The organism is Streptomyces sp. DSM 40750 (assembly GCF_024612035.1).
Lineage (GTDB): Bacteria > Actinomycetota > Actinomycetes > Streptomycetales > Streptomycetaceae > Streptomyces.
The window spans coordinates 4302776-4328706 of the sequence record NZ_CP102513.1; the positions used below are offsets into that span (position 1 = coordinate 4302776).

Genomic DNA, 25931 nt, shown 5'->3' on the forward strand with positions numbered 1-25931 from the left:
CTGATGTACGGACGCGCAACCCCCCTCAAAAGGTTGCGCGCCCGGCGGAACGGGCCACGAAGACCCCTACGGCCGCAGAACCGGCTCGCCCACGAACGTCCGCCACAGCTCCGCGTACCGTCCGTCGCGGGCCAGGAGTTCGTCGTGGGTGCCGTCCTCCGTGACGCGGCCGTGGTCCATGACGACGACACGGTCGGCGCGGGCGGCGGTGGTGAGGCGGTGGGCCACGACGAGGGTCGTGCGGCGGCCGGCGAGGCGGTCGGTGGCGTGGTTGACCTGGGCCTCCGTGGCCAGGTCCAGGGCCGCGGTCGCCTCGTCGAGGAGCAGGATGTCCGGGTTCACCAGCTCCGCCCGCGCCAGGGCGATCAGCTGGCGCTGTCCGGCGGAGAGGTTGCGGCCCCGTTCGGCGACGTCGTGGAGGTAGCCGCCGTCGAGGGTGGCGATCATGTCGTGGGCGCCGACGGCACGGGAGGCGGCCTCCACCTGGGCGTCGGTGGCGTCGGGGCGGCCGTAGGCGATGGCGTCCCGGATCGTGCCCTGGAAGAGGTACGCCTCCTGCGGGACGACGCCCAGGCGGTGGCGGTACGACGTGATGTCGAGGTCGCGCAGGTCGGTGCCGTCGACCGTGACCCGGCCGCCGGTGGGGTCGTAGAAGCGGGCGACCAGCTTGACGAGGGTCGACTTGCCGGCGCCCGTCTCGCCGACGAAGGCGACGGTCTGGCCCGCCGGGATCGTCAACGCCACCCCGCTCAGGGCCTCTTCGGCGTCGTCGTCGGACCCGTACGCGAAGTCGACGTCCTCGAAGGTGATGTCGCCGCGCAGCGACAGCACCTCAAGGGGCTCGTCCGCGGCCTTGGTCGACGTCGGCTCCTGGAGGAGTTCCTGGATGCGGCCCAGGGAGACGGTGGCCTGCTGGTAGCCGTCGAAGACCTGGGAGAGCTGCTGGACGGGGGCGAAGAACAGGTCGATGTAGAGGAGGTACGCCACCAGGGCGCCGGTGGTGAGGGTGCCCGCGTCGACCCGGTGCGCGCCCACGATCAGGACCGCCGCCGCGGCCGCCGAGGACAGGAACTGCACGAACGGGAAGTAGATCGAGATCAGCCACTGGCCGTGGACGCGGGCCTGGCGGTAGCTGTCGCTGCCGGCCGCGAACCGCCGGCCGCCGTCGCGCTCACGGCGGAACGCCTGCACGATCCGCAGCCCGGACACCGACTCCTGGAGGTCCGCGTTCACCACGGACACCCGCTCACGGGCCAGCTCGTACGCCTTCACGCTGGCCCGGCGGAAGAAGACCGTGCAGACGATCAGCGGCGGGAGGGTGGCGAAGACGACGAGGGCGAGCTGTACGTCGATCACGACCAGGGCGACCATGATGCCGAAGAAGGTGACGACGGAGACGAAGGCCGTGACCAGGCCGGTCTGGAGGAACGTCGACAGCGCGTCGACGTCGGTCGTCATCCGGGTCATGATCCGCCCCGTCAACTCCCGCTCGTAGTAGTCGAGTCCGAGGCGCTGGAGCTGGGCGAAGATCTTCAGGCGGAGGGAGTAGAGGACGCGTTCGCCGGTACGGCCGGTCATCCGCATCTCGCCGATCTGGGCCGCCCACTGGGCGACGACCGCGACCAGCCCCAGCAGGGACGCGGCCCAGACCGCGCCCAGGGCCGCCTGCGAGACGCCCTGGTCGATGCCGTGCCGGATCAGCACGGGCAGCAGCAGGCCCATGCCCGCGTCGACGGCGACCAGACCCAGGCTGATCAGGAGCGGCAGCCCGAAGCCGTGCAGCAGCCGCTTCAGGCCGTACGACTCCTCCGGGGCGACCGCGCGGGCCTCGTCGACACCCGGGGTGTCGGTCGCCGGGGGCAGCGCCTCGACCTGGGCGAGGAGTTCGGGGGTGGCGGGAGTGCCCTCGAAGGCGGTGTCCCGCGGCTCCCGGTCACCGGTCCACAGGCGGGGCGTGATCCCGCGCTCGGCGTCGAACTCGGCGTCCAGCTCGTCCCGTATCGAGTCGCGTACGGGGGTGTCGCCGGCCTTGGCCAGGGAGGTCGGCGGGATGTGGCCGGGCGAGACGCCGCCCAGCTCGTCCGGGTCGGTGAGCAGACGGCGGTAGAGGGCGGAGCGCCGCTCCAGCTCCTGGTGGGTGCCGATGTCGGCGAGGCGGCCCTCGTCGAGGACGGCGATGCGGTCGGCGAGGCCGAGGGTGGAGCGGCGGTGGGCGATGAGGAGGGTGGTGCGGCCCTCCATGACGTGCTTCAGCGCCTCGTGGATCTCGTGCTCGACGCGGGCGTCCACCGCCGAGGTCGCGTCGTCGAGGACGAGCAGGCGCGGGTCGGTGAGGATCGCGCGGGCCAGGGCGATGCGCTGGCGCTGGCCGCCGGAGAGGGTGAGGCCGTGTTCGCCGACCTTGGTGTCGTAGCCGTCGGGCAGCTCGGCGATGAAGCGGTCGGCCTGGGCGGCGCGGGCGGCGGTCAGGATCTGCTCGTCGGTCGCCTCCGGGCGGCCGTACGCGATGTTGGCGCGGACCGTTTCGGAGAAGAGGAAGGAGTCCTCGGGGACCAGGCCGATCGCGGCGCGCAGCGAGTCGAAGGTCAGCTCGCGGACGTCGTGGCCGCCGATGAGGACGGCGCCGCGTGTCACGTCGTAGAAGCGCGGGAGGAGGAGCGAGACGGTCGACTTGCCGGAGCCGGAGGAGCCGACGACGGCGAGGGTCTCACCGGGGCGGATCTCGAAGCTGAGGCCGTCCAGCACCGGGCGCTCGTCCTTGTACCCGAACGACACGTCGTCGAACTCGACCGTCGCGGGCGCGTCGGCGGGGAGGGTCTTGGTGCCGTCGTCGAGGCTCGGCTCGGTGTCGATCAGCTCCAGGACGCGCTCGGTGCCGGCGCGGGCCTGCTGGCCGACGGTGAGGACCAGGGCGAGCATGCGGACGGGGCCGACCAGCTGGGCGAGATAGGTGGAGAAGGCGACGAACGTGCCGAGGGTGATGTGGCCCCGGACGGCCAGCCAGCCGCCGAGCGCCAGCATGGCGACCTGGCCGAGGGCGGGGACGGCCTGGAGGGCCGGGGTGTACCTGGAATTGAACCGGATCGTGCGCAGGCGCCCCGCGAAGAGCCGGCGGCCGACCTCCCGGAGCTTCCCGGTCTCCTGGTCCTCCTGTCCGAAGCCCTTCACCACGCGTACGCCGCTGACGGCGCCGTCGACGACGCCCGCGACGGCGGCGGCCTGGGCCTGGGCGTACCAGGTGGCCGGGTGCAGCTTGGTGCGGCTGCGCTCGGCGATCCACCACAGGGCGGGGGCGACGGCGAGGGCGACGAGGGTGAGCGGCAGGGACAACCACGCCATGATCACGAGGGAGATCAGGAACAGCAGGAAGTTGCCGATGGTCATCGGCAGCATGAAGAGCAGGCCCTGGATCAGCTGGAGGTCACTGGTCGCACGGCCGACGACCTGGCCGGTGGACAGCTCGTCCTGACGGCGGCCGTCGAGCCGGGTGATCGTCCCGTACATCTCCGTACGGAGGTCGTGCTGGACGTCGAGGGCGAGGCGGCCGCCGTAGTAGCGGCGGATGTAGGTGAAGACGTAGACCAGCAGGGCGGAGCCGATCAGGGCGGCCGCCCAGGGGCCCATGTCCCGGGTCTTGTCCCCGATCACGTCGTCGATGATCACCTTGGTGATCAGGGGGACGAGGGCCATCAGGGCCATGCCCGCGAGGGACGAGCCGAGGGCGAGGATCACGTCCTTGGGGTACCGCCAGGCGTATCCGGCCAGTCTGCGCGCCCACCCTCGGTCGCCCCCCTGTTGCGCTGCCACGCCGGTGCCCTCCGTTCGCCCTGTTCTTCCGCAAGGCACCAACGCGGTCAGCGGCGAATTTCATCCCACCGCAACAATCTGGCGCTGATCACCAGGCCGACAGACCCTGGACGCTCACCCCTGCGCCGGCAGTCCCGTCGTACGGAGCCGGTCCACCGTCTGCGCCGAGGTCGCGCGGGGTGCCTGGACCGCCAAGGCCGTCAGCAGCCCTTCCCAGGCGTCGGGGATGCCCGCGTCGACGGCCGACCGGTAGGCGGCGCAGGCCTCGGCCGACCGTCCCTGTTCCAGGTACAGGGCGCCGAGGGCGGCGTACGCCTCCGTGTCGCCGGCCTCGCAGCCACGGACGTAGGCGCGTTCGGCGGCGGCGGTGTCACCCAGTTCCTCACGCACGCGGCCCAGTGCGGTCCAGGCGTCGGAGGCGCCGAGAGCGTCGGCCCGCAGCACCGCTCGCCGGGATCCGTCCCGGTCCCCGGCGCGTTCCCGCATCCGGGACAGCGCGGCCCACCCCGTGGGTGAGCCCCGGTCCGCGGCCAGGTCGGCGGCGAGCTCCGCGCTCTCCGCGTCACCGGCGCGTTCCCGGCCGCGCGCCAGCGTGATCCACGCCTCCACGTCACCGGCGCGCGCCGCCTCCGCGGCGGCATGTGCGGCGCCGGTGTCGTCGCCGCGTTCCGCGCGGTCCTCGGCCAGGGCGGTCCAGGCCTCCGGATCACCGGTGCGCACCGCCTGCGCGGCGGCTTCCTCGGCGCCTATGGCGTCGCCGTCCGACTCGGCGAGCAGAGCCAGTTCACGCCAGGCCGCGCCGACACCGAGGGCCGCGGCCTCGCGGTGGGCGGCCGCGGTCCCCGACAGGTCGCCGATTCCGTGGCGCAGTCGCGCCAACAGGGACCAGCCCTCCGGGTTTCCGGCGTCCGCGCCGCCGGTCGCCGCTGCCACGGCTGACGCATGGTCGCCGAGCGACCAGTGCAGCCGTACCAGGCGCGCCCAGGCCGCCGTGACGCCCGTGTCGGCCGCCCGCGTGGCGTGCTCCACCGCCTCGTGGAGGTCACCCGCGCGTTCGGCGACCTGCGCGAGCCCGACGTGCCCCCACCCGTCACCGAGGCTCACCGCCTGCTCGAACGCCTTGGCCGCGGCCGGGCCGTGGTCCGCGCGCATCCGGCCGAGCGTCCGCCAGGCGAGCGGCTGCCCCGCCGCCCCGGCCAAGGCCGCGACATCGTCCGCGGCGGCCTGGTCCCCGTCCTCCTCATGGATCCTGGCCATCGCCGACCACGCCCACGCGTCACCCGCCCGGGCCGCCTGCCGGTACGCGTCGTAGGCGGCGGGCCTGTCGCCGCCGCGCTCCCTCGACATCGCGAGAGCCGCCCAGGCGACGGGGTCCGTCGCGGCCGTCTCCTCGGCGGCGACCCGGCCGTCGGTGGTCTCCCGCAGCACCGCCCAGGCGGCTCGGGCCCGTCTGTGGCCCTTCTGCACGGCGTTCTCGTACAGCGCTGCCGCACACCCGTATCGACGCCGCTGTTCGGCGGCCCGTCCGAAGGAGTACAGGTCATCGGGGGTTCTGGCCCAGGAGGCACCCGTCCAGAACTCGGCCGGTGGCGCCCGATGCGCCCTGACCCGGCGGATGTGCTGCTCCAGGTAGTCGTCCGGGCGGTAGCTGTCGGGGACGCCGACGCCGGGCTCGTGCCGTTCCGCGATCAGCGGAGCGGGGCCGCGTCCTGCCGTCGTCAGCGCTCCGATGGCCGCCGGGAACCACTCCTCGCCCGCGGTCGCACGGGCGGTGGAGGCCATGAACCCGACCGCGGCCTCCCTCAGCAACCCCGCCGGTACGGCGCTGGCGTGGCCGAGCCTGCGCGCCTCGACGGCCGCCGTCAGCACGGCGTGTTCCGGAGCGGTGAACCACTGGTCCGGGCCCATCTCCCAGCGGCGCACCAACTCCGGTCCCCCAGTGAGGTGTTGCAGTACCCGATGACCGGGACCGGCCGCGCGCACGGCGGCGGCCAGACGCGGATCACGGGCCGCCGCGGCGGCCACGGCCGGAGCGTCGCCGGACAGCGTGTCCGGCACCGTGACCATCGCATGACGTCCCGCCAACAACGCCCGGACGTAGGGCGATTCGTCCTCGCCGTCCCGTCGGCTCTCGGTCAGTCGCCTCAGGTGCTCCGGCCACATGGTGCCGACCACCGCGAGCGGCGCCACCTCGTCGAGCAGCCGCCCCAACACCCTGGCGGCCCGCTCGCCCGAGGCCCCGTTCAGATAGCGCTGCGTCTCGTCGAGCCAGAGCACGGTGCGGGGCCCGATGTCCGCCGCGATCAGCTCGTCCGCGTCCGCTGGGCGCACCACGGGCCAGTCGGGCAGGACGGCCGCCACCGCCTCGTAGACGGCACGGGTCTTGCCGCTCGCGGAACGGCCCACCAGCAGGACGAACACGGCGTCGTTCGTGGCCGCGGTGCGGGCCAGCCGCTGCCGTAGGGTCTCGTCGTGCGGGCGGAGGAGGTACTCCGTCAACGGCAGGTCGGTGGTGCCGTCCGGGCCGAGGGCGGGACGGACTCCGAGGCGTACGGGGTCCCATTGGGGGGCGGTGCGCCGACGTGTCTCACCGTCAAACATGCGCCGCGGGCACCTCCCGGCCGAGGAACTCGACGGCGGGGTCCACGGTGGCGAAGATGGGAAACACCTTGGTCAGCCCGGTGATCCGGAACATCTTGAGTACCCGCTCGGACGGCACGACCAGCGCGATCGCGCCGCTGTGGGCACGGATCCGTTTCAGGCCGCCGACGAGGACGCCCACTCCGGTCGAGTCCAGAAGCTCGACGGACGTCAGATCCACGACCAGGAAGTACCGTCCCTGGTTGATCAGGTCCACGATCAACTCGCGCAGGGTCGGCGCCGTGTAGACGGTTATCTCACCGCCCGGCTCTCTGCTCATGACGTTCACCAACGTTATGTCCTCGGAGACATGTTCGTACGTGTGGTCGCCCGAGACCAGGACGCCCTTCTCCGGTACGCGCTGCTTACGGGCCTGCCGCTCCGCAATGGCTGCCCGGCGCTGCTCGATGCCTTCTTCCGCGTAGTCGGCGACGAGCGTCGCGACCGCGCTCGGCACGTTGTCGTGGACGCGGAAGATCTTCGTCAGGGCAGTCTTGGACAGAATGGAACGCAACCGATCGTTCGTCACGACCAGGGACAGCGTCCCGCCTTGGGAGTGCACCCGTTTCAGGCCTCCGACCAGCACGCCCAGGCCAGTGCTGTCGACGTCGTCGATCGCGCTCAGGTCGACGACCAGGATCAGCCGCCCGCCTTCGACCAGCTGCACCAGTACGGTGCGCAGTTCGGGTGCGGAGTTGATGTCGAGCGTACTGCCCTGGTCGTCGCCTTCCAGCCGCACGACAGTGATGTCGCTGGACTGGTCCGTGTACGACAACACCTTCGGTTGCACCTGGCCCTCCGTCACCTCGGCACTGCGGATCCTATCCGCGCGGCACCGACTACACAGGGGTGAGCGCCGCGCGGGCAGCGGTCAGGAAGGCCTCCTGTGCCATGGAGTGTGGGGTTCCGGGAGCGGTGGCGGCGAGTGAGCCCCGCAGGGTCTCCGCCGCCGCTGTCACACCGTCCGGCCCTTCCAGCCGTACGACATTGAGCGCTTCCCCGACCGCGCCCATGGCGGCGTCGTACTCCCGTCGACGCGGCGCCTCGTCCGCCGTGCCGATCGCGCTCTGCCAAGCCGTGAGCGCCTGTTGGGCGCTGTCCGTGCGGCTCAGGTACGTCACATACGCGGCTCGCCGCACCGCCCGCTGCCCCGCGAGCGTCTGCTCGGTCAGGGTCCGGCGGGCGACGTCGAGCTGGGCCGTGGCCTGGAGTTGTCCGGCGTCCCAGGCGGCGGCAGCCTGTTGGCGGCCGGCTTCCCAGGCGGCGGTCGCCTGGCGCTCGCCCGCCGCCCAGGCGGCCTGGGCCTGGCGTTTGGCGGCGGCGAGCGTGAACACCCCCGTGAGCGCTCCGCCGCCGATCGCGGCCCCGGCGGCGACCAGCGCCGTCAGCGCAGCCTCGTCCATCCCTGCCCCCCTCTTGTCGGATCAGACGCCGAGCGCCGTGAGCACCACGGACCTGGCCTCCTCCTGGACCTGGCGCAGATGGTCCGGGCCGAGGAACGACTCGCCGTAGATCTTGTAGACGTCCTCGGTGCCCGAAGGGCGGGCCGCGAACCAGGCGTTGGCGGTGGCCACCTTGATGCCGCCGAGGGCTGCGCCGTTGCCGGGTGCCTCGGTGAGCACCGTGGTGACCGGCTCTCCGGCGAGGGTGTCGGCGGTGACCTGGCGCGGGGACAACTTGGCGAGCAGGGCCTTCTCCTCGCGGGAGGCCGGGGCGTCGACGCGCGCGTAGGCGGGGGCGCCGAAGCGGTCGGTGAGCCGACCGTAGTGCTGCGACGGGGTCTTGCCCGTGACCGCCGTGATCTCGGAGGCGAGCAGGGCCAGGGTGATGCCGTCCTTGTCGGTGGTCCACACCGAGCCGTCCCGGCGCAGGAAGGACGCGCCCGCCGACTCCTCGCCGCCGAAGCCGAGCGTGCCGTCGGACAGGCCGTCCACGAACCACTTGAAGCCGACGGGGACTTCGACCAGCGGGCGGCCGACGTCCGCCGCGACCCGGTCGATCATGCTCGACGACACCAGGGTCTTGCCGATTCCGGCCCCGGCGGGCCACTGCTGCCGGTGGGAGAACAGGTACGAGATCGCCACGGCCAGATAGTGGTTGGGGTTCATCAGACCCGCGTCCGGCGTGACGATGCCGTGCCGGTCGGCGTCGGCGTCGTTGCCGGTGGCGATGTCGAACCGGTCGCGCTGCTCGATGAGCGAGGCCATGGCGTACGGCGAGGAGCAGTCCATGCGGATCTTGCCGTCCCAGTCGAGCGTCATGAAGCGCCAGGTGGGGTCGGTGAGCGGATTGACCACCGTGAGGTCGAGCCGGTGCTGTTCGGCGATACGGCCCCAGTAGGCGACCGAGGCGCCGCCCAGCGGATCGGCGCCGATGCGCACTCCGGCGGACCGGATCGCCTCCAGGTCCAGGACGTTCGGCAGGTCGGCCACGTAGCTGCCGAGGTAGTCGTGGCGGCCCGTGCCGGGTGCGGTCAGGGCGCGGCTGTAGGGGATGCGCCGTACGTCCTTCAGACCGCCGGTGATGATCTCGTTGGCCCGATCCTGGATCCAGGAGGTCGCCTCGGATCCGGCGGGGCCGCCGTTCGGCGGGTTGTACTTGAAGCCGCCGTCGGCGGGCGGGTTGTGCGAGGGGGTGACCACCACGCCGTCAGCGAGACCGGAGGTGCGCGACCGGTTGTGGGTGAGGATGGCGTGCGAGACGGCCGGGGTGGGCGTGTATCCGTCGGCCTGGTCGATGAGGACGGTCACTTCGTTGGCCGCGAAGACCTCTAGCGCCGTGATCCGGGCGGGCTCCGACAGGGCGTGGGTGTCGGCGCCGAGGAAGAGGGGGCCGTCGGTGCCCTGGGCGGCGCGGTACTCGCAGATGGCCTGGCTGGTGGCCGCGATGTGGTCCTCGTTGAACGCCGCCGCGAGGGACGAGCCGCGGTGTCCCGAGGTGCCGAACGCCACCCGCTGCCCCGGTTCGGCCGGGTCGGGGTGCAGCGCGTAGTACGCCGTGACCAGGCGGGCCACATCGATGAGGTCCTCGGGCCCGGTGGCCTGCCCCGCTCGCGCGTTCTGCATTTCCCGGCTCCTCCGCAAGGTCGACCGTTGGGTATGACTGGGTACGGCCCTCATTCTCCCCCGTCCGACCCGCCGGGACGCGCAGCGGGCCGCCGTTGTGGCACGCGTCCGTCGGGTGCGACGATGCGGGTCGGCGAGCGAAGGGACACCGACGTGAGGCACGAGGACCAACGGCCCCCCGCCGCAGTGCTGTTCGACGCGCTGGGCCCCGTCTACGAGAAGGCGTTCGCCCATGCCCCCGCGCATCTGTCCGCGCTGGAGTGGCTGATCGAGCGGCTGCCGCCCGCCGCGCGGACGCTGGACGTGGGCAGCGGCACCGGGCGGCCCACCGCGGCCGCGCTCATCGCGGCAGGGCACTCGGTGCTGGGCGTCGACGTCTCCCCCGTCATGGTCGAACTCGCCGCCCGTCAGGTCCCCGAGGCCGAGTTCCGCTGCGGCGACATCCGGGAGCTCCCGCTGGAGACGGAATCGTTCGACGGCGTGTGCGCGTTCTTCTCGCTGCTGCAGATGACCCGCGCCGAGCAGTCGGCTCTGACGCGGCGGCTGGCCCTGGCCCTGAGGCCCGGCGGGCATCTGGTGCTGGCCACCGTGCCCGGGGACGTGGAGGACCTTGAGCTGGTCTTCATGGGCCGGCCGGTCCGCGCGACAAGCTTCGCCGAGGAGGACTTCGCCGGCATGGCGGAGGCGGCGGGACTGACGGTGCTGTCCCGGCACAGCGCCGTCTTCACCCCGGACCACCCCGAAGCCGAGCCCGAGCCCCATCTCTTCCTGCACTGCCGCCGCGACGAGCCGGGGCGCTGACGCTGACGCTGGGGCGCAGAGCCACCGACCAGACCCTCCCGCGGTCGCGGGCCCCGAAGCGGTCGGTTCGTGGTCATGCCCAGGTGAGGTGCTGCCCGTCCGGGCCGACGTGCAGGCGTATGCGGTCGGCCGGCGGGCGACCGTCCGACTGCCACTGCGCCAGGCCGCCGCCTTGGACCATGGCTCCGGGCGACGCTGGTGCAGCGCGCATACGGCGGAGAGGTCAGCCGTACGCGCTCCGACCGTGAGACGCCCGCCCCAACCCGTCGCCCCGGTACCGGCGGCGAGCACCGCAGCGGCGGGAAAGTCCGCCCGGGATCGAACCGGAGAACGGGCCCCCGGCGCCCGTCTCCGGCGCCGGTTCAGTGCCGCGATGACCAGATCAGCGTCGCGCCCTCAAGTCTCCTCCTTGAGGGCTGTATCGAGAGTCCGTGGTGCACGCCTGGGGCAGATCTGTTCAGCTCCCGGCCTCGTCGCTCTGCCCGTGGCACGAGCACGGGCAGCGGTGCATCAGCAGCACGCCCACGGTTCCGGGCAACGGCACATCCGCCGTCTGGCGGCACTGACCGTGCAGGTACTCGAAACCGGGGCGCACGGCCACCGCGCACTCCGCCGACCGCCACTCCGGATCCACGGGACGCGCGGCCGGCGGGTACCGCTTCCCGGCGCTCACCGTCCGCTCCCACCCTCGCGCACATACGGAAGTGGCGGGTAGTGCAGTGCGCACTCGGGGGAGGCGTACACGTTGAAGCCGGGCCCGGTGGCCTGGTGCACCTCGGCGACGGTCACCGGGGTGTGGGTGACCGTCGGGCAGCGCACGCACATCCGTACCGGCCGCCGCGCACCGCTTAGGCCACGGCCGGACTCCTGCCCCTCCAAGCAGAATGCCGCCATCGCCGCCTACGTCCGCTGGCGCAATGCCCGCGCCGGCCCGAAGACGAACTTCGCGCCCGCCTCGCCGATCCGTTCGTGGACCGAATACCCGGCCAAGGCCGCATGACGAGCCGCTCTAGATCACTTCCCGGAGCACGTCGTCCACCGGAGTGGCGCTCATACCGAGGATCTTCTCGGTCTCGGAGTAGTCGATGACGAACGGGTCACCCGGCTTGGTGAGCACTTCGTGCATTTCCGCCCAGAACGGCTCGGTGAACGCGAGCAGGGTCAGATCGCGTTCGGTCATCTCTTCGATCCGCGGTTCCGGTGCCCCCGCGAGTTCGGCAAGTCGCACGGCCAGTTGCCGCACCGACAGGGTCGAGGTGGGTACGTGCCAGGCTCGGCCGTACGCCTGCTCGTTGCGGCTCGCGGCGACCAGCGTGCGCGCGGTGTCACCGATCGCCGAGTAACTGTGCGGCACGTCGAGTTCTTGTGGCACCAGGGCCAGCGTGCCCTCCATGACCTGCCGTTGCACCATGAGACTGAACACCGAGACGGCGCCGGAGCCGTAGAACTGGGCAGCCCGCACCTCGGTGACCTTCACCCCTGAGGCGGCGGCCTCCTCCCATACCCGCGCCCTGGTCCGCCCCTTGGGGCCGGTCGCGGCCAAGGGGAGGGCCGGCGTTATCGGCCCGCTCACCGGCCCATACGCGTAGTGGTTTCCGAGCATCACGTACGCGACACCGGTCCGCTTCACCGCGCTGAGGAGCGACGCCGACAAGGCCGGAAACTGCTCGGGCCAGAGGTGGTACGGCGGCGCGGCGGTGGTGAACAGCGTGTCCGCCCCCTCGGTCAGGTCGGTGAGCCGATCGGTGTCGGTCGCGTCAGCGGCGACCTTGTCGATGAGCGGGTGCTCGGGTCCGCCGCCGGTCCGGCTGATCATTTGAACCCGCTCGCCGTCCTCAGCCAGCAGCAGAGCGGTCTTCGACGCGGCGGCCCCGCGACCCACGATCACATGAGATTTCATGCCGACAACGCTGCCGCTTCGCACCCTCGTAGGATAGTGGCCCGAATGACACCCTTCCGGAGGTTCTGGCCATGCACCGCGTCACCTCAGTCATCGTGCCGCCCGTGCTGAGCTTCGACGTCTCGATCCCGCTGATGGTGTTCAACAGCGTCCCGGACTACGACGTGCGCATCTGCGCGGCGCGGCCCGGCCCGATGCCTACCGTCGGCGGCCCCGACATCGTGGTGCTGGACGGCCTGGACGCGGTCGAGGGCGCCGACACGGTGATCGCCGTCGGCAGTGGCGGCGAGCAGGCCCCCACGGAAGTCCTTGACGCCCTGCGGAAAGCCGCGGCCGCCGGCGCGCGGATCGCCTCCCTGTGTACGGGTGCCTTCGTACTGGCCCAGACCGGCCTGCTCGACGGGCTCCGCGCCACGACCCACTGGGGGCTGGCCGACGACCTCGCCACTCGCTTCCCGTCCATTGATGTGCAGCCCGACCTCCTCTTCGTCGAGGACGGCGGCATCTTCACCTCTGCGGGCGCAGCCGCCGCCATCGACCTGTGCCTGCATCTGGTCAGAATCGACTACGGCGCGGCGGTCGCCAACACGGCCGCGCGGCTCGCGGTCGTCCCTCCCGTACGGCCGGGCGGCCAGTCCCAATTCATCCAGACGCCGCTACCGCCGGAACGCGGCACCTCGCTCGCCCCCACACGCGTCTGGGCGCTCGAACACCTCGATCGCCCGCTCACCCTCACCGACCTGGCCGGTCACGCCAGGACGAGCATGCGCACCCTCACCCGGCGCTTCCACGCAGAGACCGGGCTGAGCCCGCTCCAATGGTTGCTCCACCGGCGCATCGACCGGGCCAAAGAACTGCTGGAGACGACCGAACTGCCCATGAACCAGGTAGCCCAGAACAGCGGCCTGGGCAGCGCTGACTCCCTCCGCAAGCACATGGTCGGCCGGGTCGGCCTCACTCCCACGGCCTATCGCGCGAGCTTCAACCGAGCGCCCACTGGTGCCTCCCGCTGACGTACTTACCTCCGCACCTGGAAGACGCTCCGCGAGTCGGCCGTGTTCGGCGCGGACGCCCAGCGCGTGATCAGCCGAGCGCGGCAGGCACCGTGATGCCAAACATGTTGCGACGCCGAGCGAGCCGATCCCCAGTGAGGCCGGCTCGCTTGCGCAGTTCTCTCGCCGAGAGGAAGCCTGTGTCGCCTACGCCGGGGCCTCCGCCCGCTCCTCCTCGGCCGCCGTGCCGGTGGTCTCCTCAGCGGTGCCCTCGTCCCCGCTGAACAGGCAGATGAACCCGCAGGCCGCGGCGATCGCGGCGGCGACGTACCAGTTGGCGCCGGGAACGTCCCAGGAGAGGGCCAGGTCGAAGAGGATGCCGGCGAGGAGGGAGCCGACCATGTTGCCGGCGCTGCGGAAGAAATGCATGGCGCCCATGGCCTTGGCGAGACGGTCCGCGGGGACCTTGCGGGCGACCCAGATGTCGAACGACGGGACGAAGAGGATCTCGCCCAGGACGACGGTGAGGCAGCCGACGACCACCCAGGGGGCCGTGCGGCCCGCGCCGAAGGCCGTGAAGGCGACCGTCATGCCGGCCAGGCCCAGCGCCATCACCGCGCCGGGGCGCAGGTGCTTGATCAGGAACTTGAACAGGGGGTACTGGAGGATCAGGACGGCCAGGCCCGTGATCCAGAAGGGGGACGAGGGGGCCCAGCCCGCCGCGTACTCCTCCATGTGCAGCGGGATGCCGACCATGAAGCCGATGGAGAGGAACCAGAAGACGGCGGAGAGGAGGAAGTAGCGGGTGGCGCCGCGGACCTCGATGCCCTTGAAGACCGCCGTGCTCAGCGGGGGCTTGTGCTCCTTGGTGGGCGGCTCCCCGAAGCCGTCCCTCGGGATGAACGCCGACGACGCCAGGCAGAAGCCGATGAAGATGGCGAAGACGACCGAGAAGAGCGTGCGCAGGTCGACGTCGGCGAGGAGGCCGCCGACCAGCGCGCCGCCGAAGAGGCCCACCTGGGCGGACATCTGGAAGGTGGAGAAGGCCTTCGGGCGCTCCTCGTCGGGGTACGAGACGAGGATGTTCTTCAGGCCGGGGAATGCGGTGCCGGAGCCGAGGCCGATGAAGAAGGCGAGCGCGGAGTAGACGACGACGCCGCTGCCGAAGCCCATCAGGCCCAGCGCGACCGCCTCCATGGCGGTGCCCGCGAACACCGCGCCGCGGATGCCGATCCGGGCGGCGACCCCCTCGTAGAAGAAGGTGGCGGCGAGACGGCCGACATACGTCATGCACATCACGACACCGGCCCAGAAGCCGCTGTCGGTGCCGCCGAGGGAGGCGACGAGGACGGGGAACCAGATGAAGTTCCCGATGTGGGCGAGGAAGATGCCGGCGTTCACGCCGATCAGCGCCCGCCTGCGTTCGATGGTCACGCGGCGTTTCCCTTCGGATCAGTGGTGGCGGTACGAGCGCGCAGGTCCGCTATGGCGCGGGCGAGAGCCGGGCGGTCGATCTCGACGCCCCCGACGACCGTCCTGGCGGGCAGGGCCGACAGCGCGCGGTCGGGGGCGGATGCGTGCAGCAGGTTGTACGTGGCGGCGGCACCCACCCGCAGCGGGTGCGCGCCCGAGGTGTCGCCGCTCAGCTCGTCGAAGTAGCGGCGGCCGCCGACCGTGGCCTGGTGCCGCAGAGGGCCGTCGAGCGACGCGTCGTCGCCGCGGAGCAGGTCCAGCTCGCTGAGCAGCGAATAGCCGTGGTACGCGCCGGTGTTGCCCGAGTCGGTGCCGACCAGGAGGTCGCCACGGCTCAGCGCGGCCAGGGCGTTGCGCCGCATGTCGCCGAGTGCGGCGGTGCGGGTCTCCTGGACGCCGTACTCGATGCCGTAGGGCTTCTCGATGCCCTTGACGAAGTCGAGGTTGCGGACGTCCTGGGTCTCGGCGAAGCCCTCGCGGCCGTACTCGGCGAGGAACTCCTCCCCCGTCATGATCATCGGCCGGAGCCCGGCGAGCGTCGAGACGAAGCGCGCCCCCTCGAACTCCTTCCAGTCGACCTCGTCGAGGGTGCGGTCGCGCACGGTGTGGGCGAAGAGGCGGAAGCCGCACTCGTACGCCCAGCGGGTCTCCTGGAGGGTGTTGCAGTCGATGACCGCCGTGACGCCGCGCTCGGCGGCCATCCGGGCGGTGAAGCGCAGCACCCGCTCCGACAGTCGGGAGAACCGCACCGGGCTGCCCGGCTGTTCCGTGCCGTCGGTGAACATCACCTTCAGGAAGGTGCCGCCGCGTTCGGCGTTGGCGCGCAGGGCGTGGTCCAGGTCGGACTCGACGGCCAGCATGTACACCGGGGCCGGGAACTCGACGCCGTGGCCGGTGCGGCCGACGGCGTCGGTCGTCGCCGTCACCGCGTAGCCGCAGTGCGTGATCTCGGGGTACGGCCACGGGGAGGCCGCCCGGCCGGCCGCCCAGGCGTCGGCGACCAGCGGGAAACCGAACATGTCCACCACGTGGGTGACCCCGTGGTAGAGGTACTGGAGGGCCACGATCCGGGGGTCCTCGACCGTGTCGTCCCAGTTCGCGGGGAGCGAGACGTGGGCGTGGCTCTCGGTGTAGCCGGGCCAGAGTTCGTGCTCGCCGCCCTGCCGGGGGCCGACCCTCGTGAAGGCGGTGAAGAGGCCGTTCTCCGTCGTGACGTCGTACAGCGCCTCGGGGTCGAGGGCCGGGACGGCCACCCCGTGCAGGGTGACCGTCTCCTCCTGGCCGCGGAGGGCCTGGGTCATCGGGCCACCTCGACCTTCAGGCGGAGGTCGATGGCGTCCAGGGCCTCCTCGTTGCGCTTGTTGACCTCGTCGCGGTCGGCGCCGGTGAAGATGATGTGGCCGATCCAGTCGAAGTTGCTCTTGGAGAGGCGGCCGACCTCGACGCCGGGCTTCTTGTAGGCGAGGGCGCTGTGGAAGCCGGGCAGGTCCTTCAGGCCGTCGAAACCGATGGACTCGACGGTGCCGGCGACCGGCGAGCCGAACCAGTGGCCGCCCGCGATCGTCTCGCCGGGGAAGGGCAGTTCGGGGCGCTCGCCCAGGGCCTGACGGATGACCTCCAGGTAGGCGTCCACGCCGGAGCTGATCTGCATCAGGCTCGGCACGATGCCGCCGATGAGCCGGCCGTTGACCTCGCACAGGACCGGGCCGTCCGGGCCGAGCAGGAACTCGGTGTGGATGAAGCCGAAGTCGACGCCCAGCTCGTTCAGGACCTTCGTGGTCATCTCGAACAGCTCGTCCTGGAGCGGGTGTCCGGTGAAGTACGTGGCGCCCATCTCGATGAAGTGCGGGAAGCCGCTCAGCGGACGGTCGGTCAGCCCGAGGTTGACGACCTCGCCCTCGCCGAGCACGCAGGACTCCACCGAGATCAGCTCACCGGTGACGAACTCCTCGATCAGGATGTCCGGGATGCGTACGACGCCGCGCCCGTAGTCGACGACCTCCGCCAGCTCGGCCAGGTACGCCGTCAGGTCGTCCTCGTCCTTCAGGTGCAGGACGTGCAGGCTGGCGGTGCCGTCGGACGGCTTCACCACGCACGGGAAGCCGATCTCGCGGACGGCCGCCTCGACCTTCGTCGGGTCGGAGACGTGCGCGAAGCGCGGCTGCCGGATGCCCTTGCCGTCCAGGGTGAGGCGGGTGAGGTGCTTGTGACGGGCGTTGCGGGCGCCGTCGACGCTCATCCCGGGCAGGCCCAGCGCCTCGGCGACGGCCGCGGTGTGGACCGTGTGGTACTCGCTGTACGTGGTCACCCCGTGCACCGGGCGCTCGGCGTGGACCTCGCGGGCCAGGGCCGTCAGCTCCTCGATGGAGAAGGCCTTCTCGCTCTTGATGACGGTGCAGTTGGGGTGCGCGTACGCGGCCTCCGTGAGCGGGGAGACGGCGAGGTAGAAGTCGGGGTCGACCGAGACGAGGGTGACGTCGTGGCCGAGGTCGAGGGCGTTGGCGATGCCGGCCATGCCGTTCGGGTTGCATTCGATCATGAGGATGTGCATGTCGGGCTCCTTGGCTGGGCTGGTGGGTGGGATCAGTTCGTGGGGCGGCCGGCGGCGCGGCCCAGTGCGTCGAGTACGGCGGGCAGGTCCAGGCCCAGCGCGGCCATGACCTCCTCGTGGTCGCCGCCCTGCGAGGGCCAGCTCCGGTCCGCGCTCACGGACGTGACCTGGCAGGCCGGCAGCAGCAGCGCCAGCGCTTCGGCGACCCCGCCCTGCCCGCGGTGCTCCTCGACGACCACGAACCGGGAGTGGTGGCGGGCGAGTTCGGCCGCCGCCCCGGTCAGGTGCTCGTGGTCGAGGTGGACCAGGTGCGCGTGGGCGGTGCCGGGTACGGCCCGCCGGGCGGCGAGGGCGAGCCGGGTGCCTTCCTCGCCGACGGAGACGAGGCAGACGGCGTCGGGGGCGGCGCTGAACTCCCAGTTGACGAGCGGGAGTTCGTCACCGAGCACCGGAAGTGACTCGTACGTGGCGTTGCGCCCCGTACGGATGTAGTGCGGGCGTCCGGAGCGGACCGCCTCCCGCACGACCGCGCGCATCTCGGCGTCGCCGTACGGGGCCGCGATGGTCACGCCCGGCACGCTGCGCAGGATCGCCAGGTCCTCCAGGCAGTGGTGGGTGGTCCCGAACCAGGCGCCGGAGACCCCGGCGTACGGCGCGACGACCGTGACCCCGGCGGCCAGATAGCCGAGGGTCAGCTTCAGGCTCTCGGCGGCGCGCAGGGCGGCGAACGGGGCGAAGGTGCTGACGAACGGCTTGAGGCCGCCGGCCGCCAGCCCCGCCGCCATGTCGACCATGGCGCCCTCGGCGATCCCGAGGTTGAAGAAACGCTCCGGGTGGGCGGCCTGGAAGGGGTGTCCCTTGCCGCCCAGGTCCGCCTCCAGGCAGACGATCGTGTCGTCGGAGGCGGCGAGCCGGGTCAGCTCGTCCCGGTAGGCGTCACGACCGGAGAGGGTCACCGGTCGCTCGTCGGTGAGGGGCGCGGGCCGTGCGGGGGCCTCGGGCCGCTCGGCGGTCAGGGACGCGGGCCCTGCGGGGGCCTCGGGCCGCTCGGCGGTCAGGGACGCGGGCCCTGCGGGGGCCTCGGGCCGCTCGGCGGTCAGGGACGCGGGCCCTGCGGGGGCCTCGGGCCGCTCGGCGGTCAGGGACGCGGGCCCTGCGGGGGCCTCGGGCCGCTCGGCGGCGGAGGCGACGGGCCGCGTCTCGGCGGCGGAGGCGACGGGCCGCGTCTCGCCGGCGGAGGCGACGGGCCGTGTCTCGGTGGCGGAGGCGACGGGCCGTGTCCCGGCGCGAAGTTCGGGCCGCTCGCCCGCCACGCCCTTCGGCCGCTCGCCCGGGAGGGCCCCGGCCGCGTCGCCCGACACGGTCTCGGGCACCCCCGCCGGCAGAACCCCGGCCCGCTCGTCTGTCAGGCTCATCGGATCGCTCGCTTCCACTTGGCGGCGCGCGCCTCGTCGATGGTCACGTAGTGGCAGCCGGGCTTGCCCTCGACGGCTCGTACGCCCTTGCCCTTGACGGTGTCGGCGATGACGGCCAGGGGCCTGCGGGCGGCCGAACGGTCCTCGGCCAGCAGGTCGGTGAGGGCCCCGAGGTCGTGGCCGTCCACCTCCGTCACGTCGAACCCGAACGCGGCGAACCGCTCGGCGAGCCGGGGCAGCGGCGAGATGTCGGCGACCATGCCGTCGTTCTGGCCGCCGTTGCGGTCCACGACGAGCACGAAGTTGCCCAGCTGCTGCGCGGCGGCGACCTGGCAGGTCTCCCAGACCAGGCCCTCCTGCAGTTCGCCGTCCCCGGCGACCGCGATGCCGAGCCCGTTCCCCCCGCCGATCCGCTGCGACAGCGCCCAGCCGGCGGCGTACGGAACGCCGTGGCCGAGGCTGCCGGTGGGGAAGCGGACGCCGGGCACCTTGGGGCCGGGATGGCCGGTGTAGGGGTGGCCGGCGAGGCCGTACAGCGGGGCCGGGTTCTCCGGCAGGATGCCGCTGACGTGCAGGGCCGCGTAGAGACCGGCGGCCGCGTGGCCCTTGCTGAGGACCACCTCGGTGCCGTCGTCGCCGGCGGCGCGGTGCAGCGCGGCGATCAGGATGTCGAGGACGGAGAGGCTGCCGCCGAGGTGGCAGCCACGCGGGCTCGCCGCCATGTCGACGACCAGCCGGCGGGCCAGGACGGCGCGTTCGGTGAGGGTGGCCACCAGGTCGTCCCCGACCAGGGTCTCCTCGAGTACGGCCGTGGTCATCGTCGGCTCCCCTCGGACAGGGCGAACCACCGGTGGACCGCGTCGGCGAGCAGGGAGCGGGCGGTGCGGTACTCCATGGGGTCGATGCGTTCCTCGTCGGTGTGGTCGAGCGCGGAGTCCCCGGGCCCGTACGCCACCATCGGCACGTCGCGCCAGGTGGTGGCCAGCGTGTTCATGTCGGACGTGCCCTTCTTCACCACGAAGCGGGGCCTGATCCCGGCCTGCGCGAAGGCCCGCGTGAAGACCTTGACCAGGGCACTGGACCGGCCGCCGGCGTGCCCGGGGGTGGCCCGCAGCACCTCGACGCGCACGTCGTCGCGGACATGGCCCAGCGCGGCGGCTGTGAGCGCCGCCACCTCGACCTTGGGCGGCACCCGGAAGTTGAGGATCCCGGTGGCGGTGCTGCGCTCCCGCCCGTTCTCCACCTGGACGTCGATGACCGCGCTGAGCGCGTCCGGCGCCTCGGCCAGCACCGAGGTCCGGATACGGCCGAGCACGTCGATCAGGTGGTCCGGCGCCGACACGGCGTCCATCCCGGCGGAGTGGCCGCTGGCCACGGATGCCGTCACCCGGAGCTTGAACAGCCCGAAGTAGCCGAGGGTCAGGGTCCCCGAGCCGCTGGGCTCGCCGATGACGACGGCGTCGGCCGGGTACCGGTCGCGCACGTGGAAGGCACCCTTGGAGGAGGAGATCTCCTCCTCCACCGCGCCGACCACGCGCAGTTGGGCGTCCTCGGGGATGTCCGCGTGGGCGAGCACCTCCAGGAAGTTCGCCAGGCTGCCCTTGGCGTCGACACTGCCCCGCGCCCACAGCTCGTTGTCACGCCACTCGGCCGGCCAGTGGTGCGGCACCGTGTCGAGATGGCCGAGCAGCAGCAGCCGCCGGGGCCCGTCGCCACGGGTGGCGACCAGATTGCCCGCCTCGTCGACATGGGCGTCCATGCCGCGTTCCCGGCACCACTCCGCCAGGTAGACGGCGAGTTCGGCCTCGTCGCGCGAGACCGACGGCACGCACGCCACCCGGGTGAGCAGCCCGAGATCGGCCGCCGGCTCCTTCGTCCGCCAGAACCGGGTCCAGCAGGACGGCTCGCTCATCGTGTGCGGGCCGGTGATGGCGACGTCCGCGCCGCTGTTCTTCATGGCGATCTCGGCGGCCCGCACCTTCTGCCGCATCCTGCCGCCCGCGTACTTCGCGCCCTCGCCCGGATAGGCGTCGTACAGCGTCGAGTCCGGGTCGGCCGGGTCGGTCAGCAGCCCGGCGGTACCGGTGACCAGCCGCAGATGGTCGGCGCCGAGCGCGCCGGTGAGGACGGCGGCGAGCACATCGGCGTCCACGTTCAGCGGGGCACCACCGGCCGGGTCGGCGACCGGCGGCGACAGACACACGACGTCGTACGCCTCCAGCAGCGCCGTCAGCCCGTGGGTGTCGACCTCCGTCGGCACCCCGGCCCGGTGGTCGCGTACGACCACGGTCCGGCCCTCGGCGGACAACGCCTTCAGCGGACGGTTCGCCCTGCCGGTCACCAGCCCGCCGCGCGCGGCGACGGAGGTGAACACGCTCAGCCCGAGCGCCCGCAGGTCCCGCTCCACGGCGGGCAGTGTGACCCGCTCGTAGGCGTCCACCAGGTGCGCCATCTCCTCCGGCGGGCAGTAGCGCACCGAGTCACCGCTGGTCAGCCGGAGTTGGGGCATCGGCCGGCCGATGGCGTCGTAGTGCCGCTCGATCCCGGTGGCCCCGCCCGCGACGAGCAGCACGCGGGCGCCCCGGGCCACCAGGTCCGCGAGCTCCTTGTGGATGGTGCCGCGGTCGAGGGTGGCGCTGCCGGCCTTGATGACGTAGAGGGGGCGGGTGGGCGTGAGGGTGCGGCGGGTCGGCTGGGGGGTGAGGGCAGGGGCGGGGACGGCCTGCGAGGCGGGAACCGGAGCCGAGGTCGGAACCGGACCCGAGACCGGAGCCGGAACCGAGGTCGGAGCCGGGACCGGGGCCGTCGCCGGGGCGTTGAGGTGAGCCGGAGGCTCGATTCCCGCCCCCGTCGGCCTTTCCATCTGCGTCGTCATGGTGACACCGCCGTCGTCGGCAGGCCGGCCGTCTCGTCGAAGCCGCTGATGAGGTTCATCGCCTGGACGGCCTGGCCGGCGGCGCCCTTGATGAGGTTGTCGAGGGCGGCGACGGCGACGACCTGGCCGCCCTGGACGGCGATGGCGACCTCGGCGACGTTCGAGCCGACGACCGCCTTGAGCATCGGGAAGTCCTGCGGCGCCTTGGGCGCCGGGCGGACCCGTACGAACGGCTTGCCGACATACGCCTTGGCGTAGGCCCGCTTGACGTCCAACGAGGTGACGCCGTCGCGGAGTTCGGCGTACGCGGTGACCAGGATGCCCCGGGCCACGTCCAGGCTGTGGGTGGAGAACCGCAGGTCCACGGCCGCGCCGGTGAAGTCGGTGAGGGCCTGACGGACCTCGGGCGCGTGCCGGTGCCCGTACAGCTTGTGCACCCGGAAGTTCCCGCTGCGCTCGGCGGGAGGCTCGTTGCTGCCACGTCCGCCGCCGGTGGAGCCGGTCTTGGCGTCGACGACGACCTTGTCGGTCGCGAGGGGCTCGGCCCCGGCGAACAGCGGATACAGGGCGTAGATCGTCGTGACGGCCATGCAGCCGGGCAGGTTCACGAACCGCCCGTCCGGTATCCCGGCGCTCAACTCCGGTACGTAGTAGGCGAAGTCCTCCAGCGGCGGATGCTCGGCGGTCTTCGGGTAGTGCGCCCGCACCTCGTCCTCGGCCCGCAGCCGGAAGTCACCGCCCAGGTTCAGCACCCGCTTGGCGTGCGCCGCGATCAACGGCAACCGCTCGGGCAGCGCTCCGGTGGGCAGACACCCGAAGGCCACATCGACGGGGTCGACGTCCGCCAGCTCTGCCAGCGGCCGGAACTTCAGCCCGCCCGCCTTCGGATGGTTGCGCAGCCACGGGTGCACCGCACCGATGGCGGCACCGGCCGCCCGCTCGGCGGAGAGGAAGGCGAGTTCCACGTTCGGGTGCTCCAGGAGCAGCCGGATGACCTCGCCCCCGGTGTATCCGCTGGCACCGACGACGGCGACGCGGATCTTGTCGTGCGCATACGTGTTGAGGTCGGTGTCAGCCAAGGCGGGCCGCCTTCTCGTACGGCCGGACGTAGTCGCGGTCCTCGACGAGCTTGCGGATGGCGTCCGGGCGGCGGGCGACCTTGCGGAAGGCGTCGGCGTAGCGCAGGATCCGCTCGTACTCGACCGGGGAGCGCAGTTCTCGGCAGAGGACGAGGGTGGAGTCGAGCATGCCGAGGGTGACGGGGAAGTCCTCCGGCCGGTGGTCGCGCACGGCCCCCGGGTTGAGGCTGAACGGATAGCCGTTGCCGAACCCGTCCCGGTTCCGGAAGGGCAGATGGCAGGGAATGGGCGTGTTCTGCCACTCACGGGCCGGCACACCCTCCGCGACCAGCAGCTCGTGCACGGCCTCCTTGACGGCGTACACGGGCAGGTCTCCCAGTCCCACGTCCTCGGGACGCAGGGTGATCCGGTACATGTTGTACGCGTGGACGTGCCCGTCCGGCACATGCGGCGGAGTGAACAGGCCGGTCCCGTCGAGCGCCTCGCCGAGCAGCGCGGCGTTACGGGCCCGGATCTCGTCGTAGTACGGCAGCCGCTTGAGCTGGCTGCTGCCGAAGGCGGCGGCGACCCAGGACATCCCGTAGTCGATGCCGTGCCGGGCGAGATAGGAGACGGCCCGCTCGTACGACTCCTCCTCGGCGAAGAAGGCGATGCCGCCCTCGCCGCCGAGCGGGAAGTTCTTGTCGGCCATGAGGCTCTGCCCGGCCGCGTCGCCGAACGAGCCGGCGACGCGGTCGCCGATCTTGGCGGAGTGCGCGTGGGAGGCGTCCTCGACGAGGGCGATGCCGTGCCGGTCGGCGAGGGCGCGCAGGGCGGGAACGTCGGCGGGCAGACCGTGGACGTGGACGGGCATGAGCGCCCGGGTCCGCTCGGTGATCGCGGCGGCCGCGGCGGCCGGGTCCATGCAGTACGTGACCGGGTCGACGTCGACGAACACGGGGATGGCGTGGGCCGCGACGACCGCCTGCGCGGTGGCGATGAACGTGAACGCCGGCACGATGACCTCGTCACCGGGCCGCACCCCGGCGCCCACGAGCGCCATGTGCAGACTGGACGTACCGCTGGCCGTGGGCAGCGCGTACCCGGCGCCCACATATGCCCGGTAGGCCTCGGCGAAGTCGGCGACGACCTTCTCGGGCGCCTGCCGCTGGGCGAGCATCAGGTTGAACACGTCTTCCTTGGTGATGACCGGGAAGAGCGTGCGGCGCATGGCCTTGGGGATGATCTCGCCACCGCCGAGGGCGGCGAGTTCGTCGTCGAGGTCCGCCGGATTCGGCAGCGGCAGCGGCGAGTTCGGGAAATCGGTGATCATGACTGGGTCGCTCCGGAGGTCGCGGCGGGTCGCGCCGCCTGGGTCAGGGCCATCCGCACACAGGCGGCCACCAGCGGGCTGAGGCGGTAGTTGAACTGCACTCCGGGCACGAGTTCGGCGTCCGCCTCCTCCTGCGTCCACATCGTCCGCAGGTCGTAGGCGCCGAAGATCTTCAGCCGCTCGGCGCGGGCCCAGAGTCGCGGGTCGTCGGTGAGCACGGCGGCGGCCGGACCGAAGCCGAGGCCGGTCAGGTCCACCACCAGCGCCGGCGCGGTGGCCCCCGCGGCCAGCTCGCCGAGCCGGTCGGCGTTGGCCGGGTCCAGCGCGATGTGGTCGTACGCGGCGGGCCCGTCGTACGAGGTCACCTGCACGCCGAGCCAGGCGAGGAACGCGGAGGTCTCCGCGTCGGGCTCCGCGAGCGCGACGCTGTCTCCGTGCCCGATCCCCTGACCGGCCAGGGCGGCGTGTATCGCCCCGGTACGACTGTTGAGCAGGACGGCTTTGCTCCGCCCCGTCTTCTTCGTCAGCAGTCGTTCGAGACCGGGCAACTCCCGGTCACTCTTCTCGATGCTCATCACCACGCCCGAGGTCAGGACGCGGGTGAGCACGGTTGCGGTGTCGAACAGTTCCATGTGGTGTCGGGCCTCTTTCCGTGGAGATGGGAGGGGTCGCGCCCAGGAGCTCGGTCGGATCGGTGCGTGGGCGGGTGCGGGTGGTTCGTGGTCGCTCGCGCAGTTCCCCGCGCCCCTGAAAACACCGGGCGCGACCCACGCTGTTAAGGGGCGCGGGGAACTGCGCGGCAAGCCCCTCGGCTAGGCCGCGGCGGCGGTCACCGACAGCTGCTCCGCGACATACGCCGCATACAGCCCCGCCACATCCACCCCATGCCGCTCGGACGACTTGGCGAACTCCGGATTGGCGTTCACCTCAAGGACGAGCAGCTCCCCGATGGCCCGGTCCTCCACCAGATCCACGCCGTAGAACCCGGGCCCCAGCACGTCCACCACCTGCTGGCACAGCTTGTCGATCTCGGCGGTCACCTCGACGCGCTCAACACTCGCCCCCAGGTGCGTGTTGGTCCGCCAGTCCTCCGACGCCCGCTGAATCGCCACGACAGGCGTCCGCCCGACCACCACGACCCGCAGGTCATGCCCGGGCTTGTCGACATACGCCTGCACGACCACGGGAAACAGCTTCCCGGTCGCGTCCGCGGACTCCCGCCCCCCGGCCCACGCCTCGACGCACTCCGCGTTGGCCATCTTGGTGACGCCCCGCCCCCAGGACCCGCTCACGGGCTTGACGACGGCCGGCATCCCCAACTCCCCGACAGCCGTGCGTACTTGGTCGTAGCTGAAGGCATGCCGGGTGACCGGATGCGGAATGTCGTGGCGGGCGAACAGCAGCGACTGCAGCCCCTTGTCGTTGCACGCCTCGATGACGGACGACCGGTTGAGGGTGGTCACCCCGGCGTACTCCAGCCGCCGGGAGACGCTGATGGCGTCCCGATGGGACAGGTTGCGGATCACGGCGAGGGCGGGCGGGCCGCCGGTGCGGCCCGCCACCACCTCCGCCAGATCCTCCATCAGCAACGGCCGAGCCGTCAGTCCCTCGGCCCGCAGCGCCCCGAGAAGCAGCTTCTCCTCGGGCCGCAGCATCGTCACCGAGAGCAGGACCTGATCGGCGATGGTCACTCGCCCCAGTCCTCTTCCACCTCGGGGGCGAGATCAAGACGTACCCCGGCAGCGGATTTCTCGACAACCTCGTGCTCCTGGCCGCAGGCCGTGCACTCGGTGATCTCCCCCTTTTCCCAGTCCTCCTGGACCTCGAATTCGGTGTCGCACACCAAGCACTTCGGTGCGGCAATGGCGGTGGTCATTCCCTCGGACTCCTTGGTTGGTTCAATGTGAAACCGACATGCCGGAACCGATAAACCGGCAGGCGGATTTCACCGGACATCGCATGAACATCGACTGGACACCGAATGGACACCGATCCGTCCGGACGGTCCCCCGCTGGCGGTC

The 25931-nt window shown here is 72.0% G+C and carries 21 protein-coding genes and 2 pseudogenes; 4 read left to right on the plus strand and 19 right to left on the minus strand.

Annotated features, from left to right (window positions below):
* Positions 1-66: 66 nt before the first annotated feature.
* The 6 genes and pseudogenes from JIX55_RS19270 to pgm form a co-directional block, all read right to left on the minus strand.
* Complete coding sequence (locus JIX55_RS19270; RefSeq protein ID WP_257564551.1) at positions 67-3807, minus strand: ABC transporter ATP-binding protein; 3741 nt, start codon at positions 3805-3807, stop codon at positions 67-69.
* Between the two features lie 114 nt (positions 3808-3921).
* Positions 3922-6408 (minus strand): hypothetical protein, encoded by a 2487-nt coding sequence (locus JIX55_RS19275; RefSeq protein WP_257564552.1) that lies wholly within the window; start codon positions 6406-6408, stop codon positions 3922-3924.
* The gene (locus JIX55_RS19280) at positions 6401-6727 is read right to left on the minus strand and encodes an anti-sigma factor antagonist (RefSeq protein WP_257569384.1); all 327 of its coding nucleotides are present in this window, start codon (positions 6725-6727) and stop codon (positions 6401-6403) included. The genes JIX55_RS19275 and JIX55_RS19280 overlap by 8 nt, the downstream gene beginning before the upstream one ends.
* 159 nt (positions 6728-6886) lie before the next feature.
* Positions 6887-7222 (minus strand): annotated as a pseudogene (locus JIX55_RS19285) (STAS domain-containing protein); the annotation flags it as partial.
* 64 nt (positions 7223-7286) lie between these two features.
* The gene (locus JIX55_RS19290) at positions 7287-7850 is read right to left on the minus strand and encodes a hypothetical protein (protein WP_257564553.1); all 564 of its coding nucleotides are present in this window, start codon (positions 7848-7850) and stop codon (positions 7287-7289) included.
* A gap of 21 nt (positions 7851-7871) precedes the next feature.
* Entirely contained in the window at positions 7872-9512 is a 1641-nt protein-coding gene (gene pgm / locus JIX55_RS19295) for a phosphoglucomutase (alpha-D-glucose-1,6-bisphosphate-dependent) (RefSeq protein WP_257564554.1), read from the minus strand.
* Between the two features lie 153 nt (positions 9513-9665).
* On the opposite strand from pgm, the gene JIX55_RS19300 reads away from it, so the two are divergent.
* Positions 9666-10313, plus strand: coding sequence for a class I SAM-dependent methyltransferase (locus tag JIX55_RS19300; protein ID WP_257564555.1), 648 nt, complete (start codon positions 9666-9668; stop codon positions 10311-10313).
* A gap of 457 nt (positions 10314-10770) precedes the next feature.
* On the opposite strand, the gene JIX55_RS19305 is transcribed toward JIX55_RS19300, so the two are convergent.
* A complete protein-coding gene (locus JIX55_RS19305; RefSeq protein WP_257564556.1) occupies positions 10771-10986 on the minus strand; it encodes a hypothetical protein in 216 nt (71 codons plus the stop codon).
* Positions 10987-11058: 72 nt separating this feature from the next.
* On the opposite strand from JIX55_RS19305, the gene JIX55_RS19310 reads away from it, so the two are divergent.
* Positions 11059-11313: a hypothetical protein gene (locus JIX55_RS19310; protein ID WP_257564557.1), complete on the plus strand. Its 255-nt coding sequence runs from the start codon at positions 11059-11061 to the stop codon at positions 11311-11313.
* Positions 11314-11322: 9 nt separating this feature from the next.
* Here the strand turns inward: JIX55_RS19310 and JIX55_RS19315 are convergent, their stop codons facing one another.
* Positions 11323-12213, minus strand: coding sequence for an NAD-dependent epimerase (locus JIX55_RS19315; protein WP_257564558.1), 891 nt, complete (start codon positions 12211-12213; stop codon positions 11323-11325).
* Positions 12214-12284: 71 nt separating this feature from the next.
* Here JIX55_RS19315 and JIX55_RS19320 point away from each other — a divergent pair, with 71 nt between their 5' ends.
* Together JIX55_RS19320 and JIX55_RS19325 are read left to right on the plus strand one after the other, a co-directional pair.
* Positions 12285-13226 (plus strand): GlxA family transcriptional regulator, encoded by a 942-nt coding sequence (locus tag JIX55_RS19320; protein ID WP_257564559.1) that lies wholly within the window; start codon positions 12285-12287, stop codon positions 13224-13226.
* Positions 13227-13229: 3 nt separating this feature from the next.
* A pseudogene (locus JIX55_RS19325) lies at positions 13230-13322 on the plus strand (transcriptional regulator); the annotation flags it as partial.
* Positions 13323-13412: 90 nt separating this feature from the next.
* On the opposite strand, the gene JIX55_RS19330 reads toward JIX55_RS19325, so the two are convergent.
* The 11 genes from JIX55_RS19330 to JIX55_RS19380 form a co-directional block, all read right to left on the minus strand.
* Positions 13413-14639, minus strand: coding sequence for an MFS transporter (locus tag JIX55_RS19330; protein WP_257564560.1), 1227 nt, complete (start codon positions 14637-14639; stop codon positions 13413-13415).
* Positions 14636-15979, minus strand: coding sequence for a hydrolase (locus JIX55_RS19335; RefSeq protein WP_257564561.1), 1344 nt, complete (start codon positions 15977-15979; stop codon positions 14636-14638). The genes JIX55_RS19330 and JIX55_RS19335 overlap by 4 nt, the downstream gene beginning before the upstream one ends.
* Positions 15976-17229 carry an ATP-grasp domain-containing protein gene (locus JIX55_RS19340; RefSeq protein ID WP_257564562.1) on the minus strand — a complete coding sequence of 418 codons (1254 nt, stop codon included), beginning with the start codon at positions 17227-17229 and terminating at the stop codon, positions 15976-15978. Before JIX55_RS19340 ends, JIX55_RS19335 begins: the two co-directional genes overlap by 4 nt.
* 32 nt (positions 17230-17261) lie before the next feature.
* The gene (locus JIX55_RS19345; protein WP_257564563.1) at positions 17262-18644 is read right to left on the minus strand and encodes a hypothetical protein; all 1383 of its coding nucleotides are present in this window, start codon (positions 18642-18644) and stop codon (positions 17262-17264) included.
* Entirely contained in the window at positions 18641-19462 is an 822-nt protein-coding gene (locus JIX55_RS19350; RefSeq protein WP_257564564.1) for a thiamine pyrophosphate-dependent enzyme, read from the minus strand. The genes JIX55_RS19345 and JIX55_RS19350 overlap by 4 nt, the downstream gene beginning before the upstream one ends.
* The gene (locus JIX55_RS19355) at positions 19459-21519 is read right to left on the minus strand and encodes a M20/M25/M40 family metallo-hydrolase (protein ID WP_257564565.1); all 2061 of its coding nucleotides are present in this window, start codon (positions 21517-21519) and stop codon (positions 19459-19461) included. Before JIX55_RS19355 ends, JIX55_RS19350 begins: the two co-directional genes overlap by 4 nt.
* Positions 21516-22598 (minus strand): N-acetyl-gamma-glutamyl-phosphate reductase, encoded by a 1083-nt coding sequence (argC, locus tag JIX55_RS19360; RefSeq protein ID WP_257564566.1) that lies wholly within the window; start codon positions 22596-22598, stop codon positions 21516-21518. The genes JIX55_RS19355 and argC overlap by 4 nt, the downstream gene beginning before the upstream one ends.
* A complete protein-coding gene (locus JIX55_RS19365) occupies positions 22591-23910 on the minus strand; it encodes a DegT/DnrJ/EryC1/StrS aminotransferase family protein (protein ID WP_257564567.1) in 1320 nt (439 codons plus the stop codon). Before JIX55_RS19365 ends, argC begins: the two co-directional genes overlap by 8 nt.
* Positions 23907-24542 carry a degT/DnrJ/EryC1/StrS aminotransferase gene (locus JIX55_RS19370; protein WP_257564568.1) on the minus strand — a complete coding sequence of 212 codons (636 nt, stop codon included), beginning with the start codon at positions 24540-24542 and terminating at the stop codon, positions 23907-23909. The genes JIX55_RS19365 and JIX55_RS19370 overlap by 4 nt, the downstream gene beginning before the upstream one ends.
* 180 nt (positions 24543-24722) lie before the next feature.
* Positions 24723-25601, minus strand: coding sequence for a RimK family alpha-L-glutamate ligase (locus tag JIX55_RS19375; protein WP_257564569.1), 879 nt, complete (start codon positions 25599-25601; stop codon positions 24723-24725).
* Positions 25598-25786: a lysine biosynthesis protein LysW gene (locus JIX55_RS19380; RefSeq protein ID WP_257564570.1), complete on the minus strand. Its 189-nt coding sequence runs from the start codon at positions 25784-25786 to the stop codon at positions 25598-25600. Before JIX55_RS19380 ends, JIX55_RS19375 begins: the two co-directional genes overlap by 4 nt.
* Between the last annotated feature and the right edge of the window lie 145 nt (positions 25787-25931).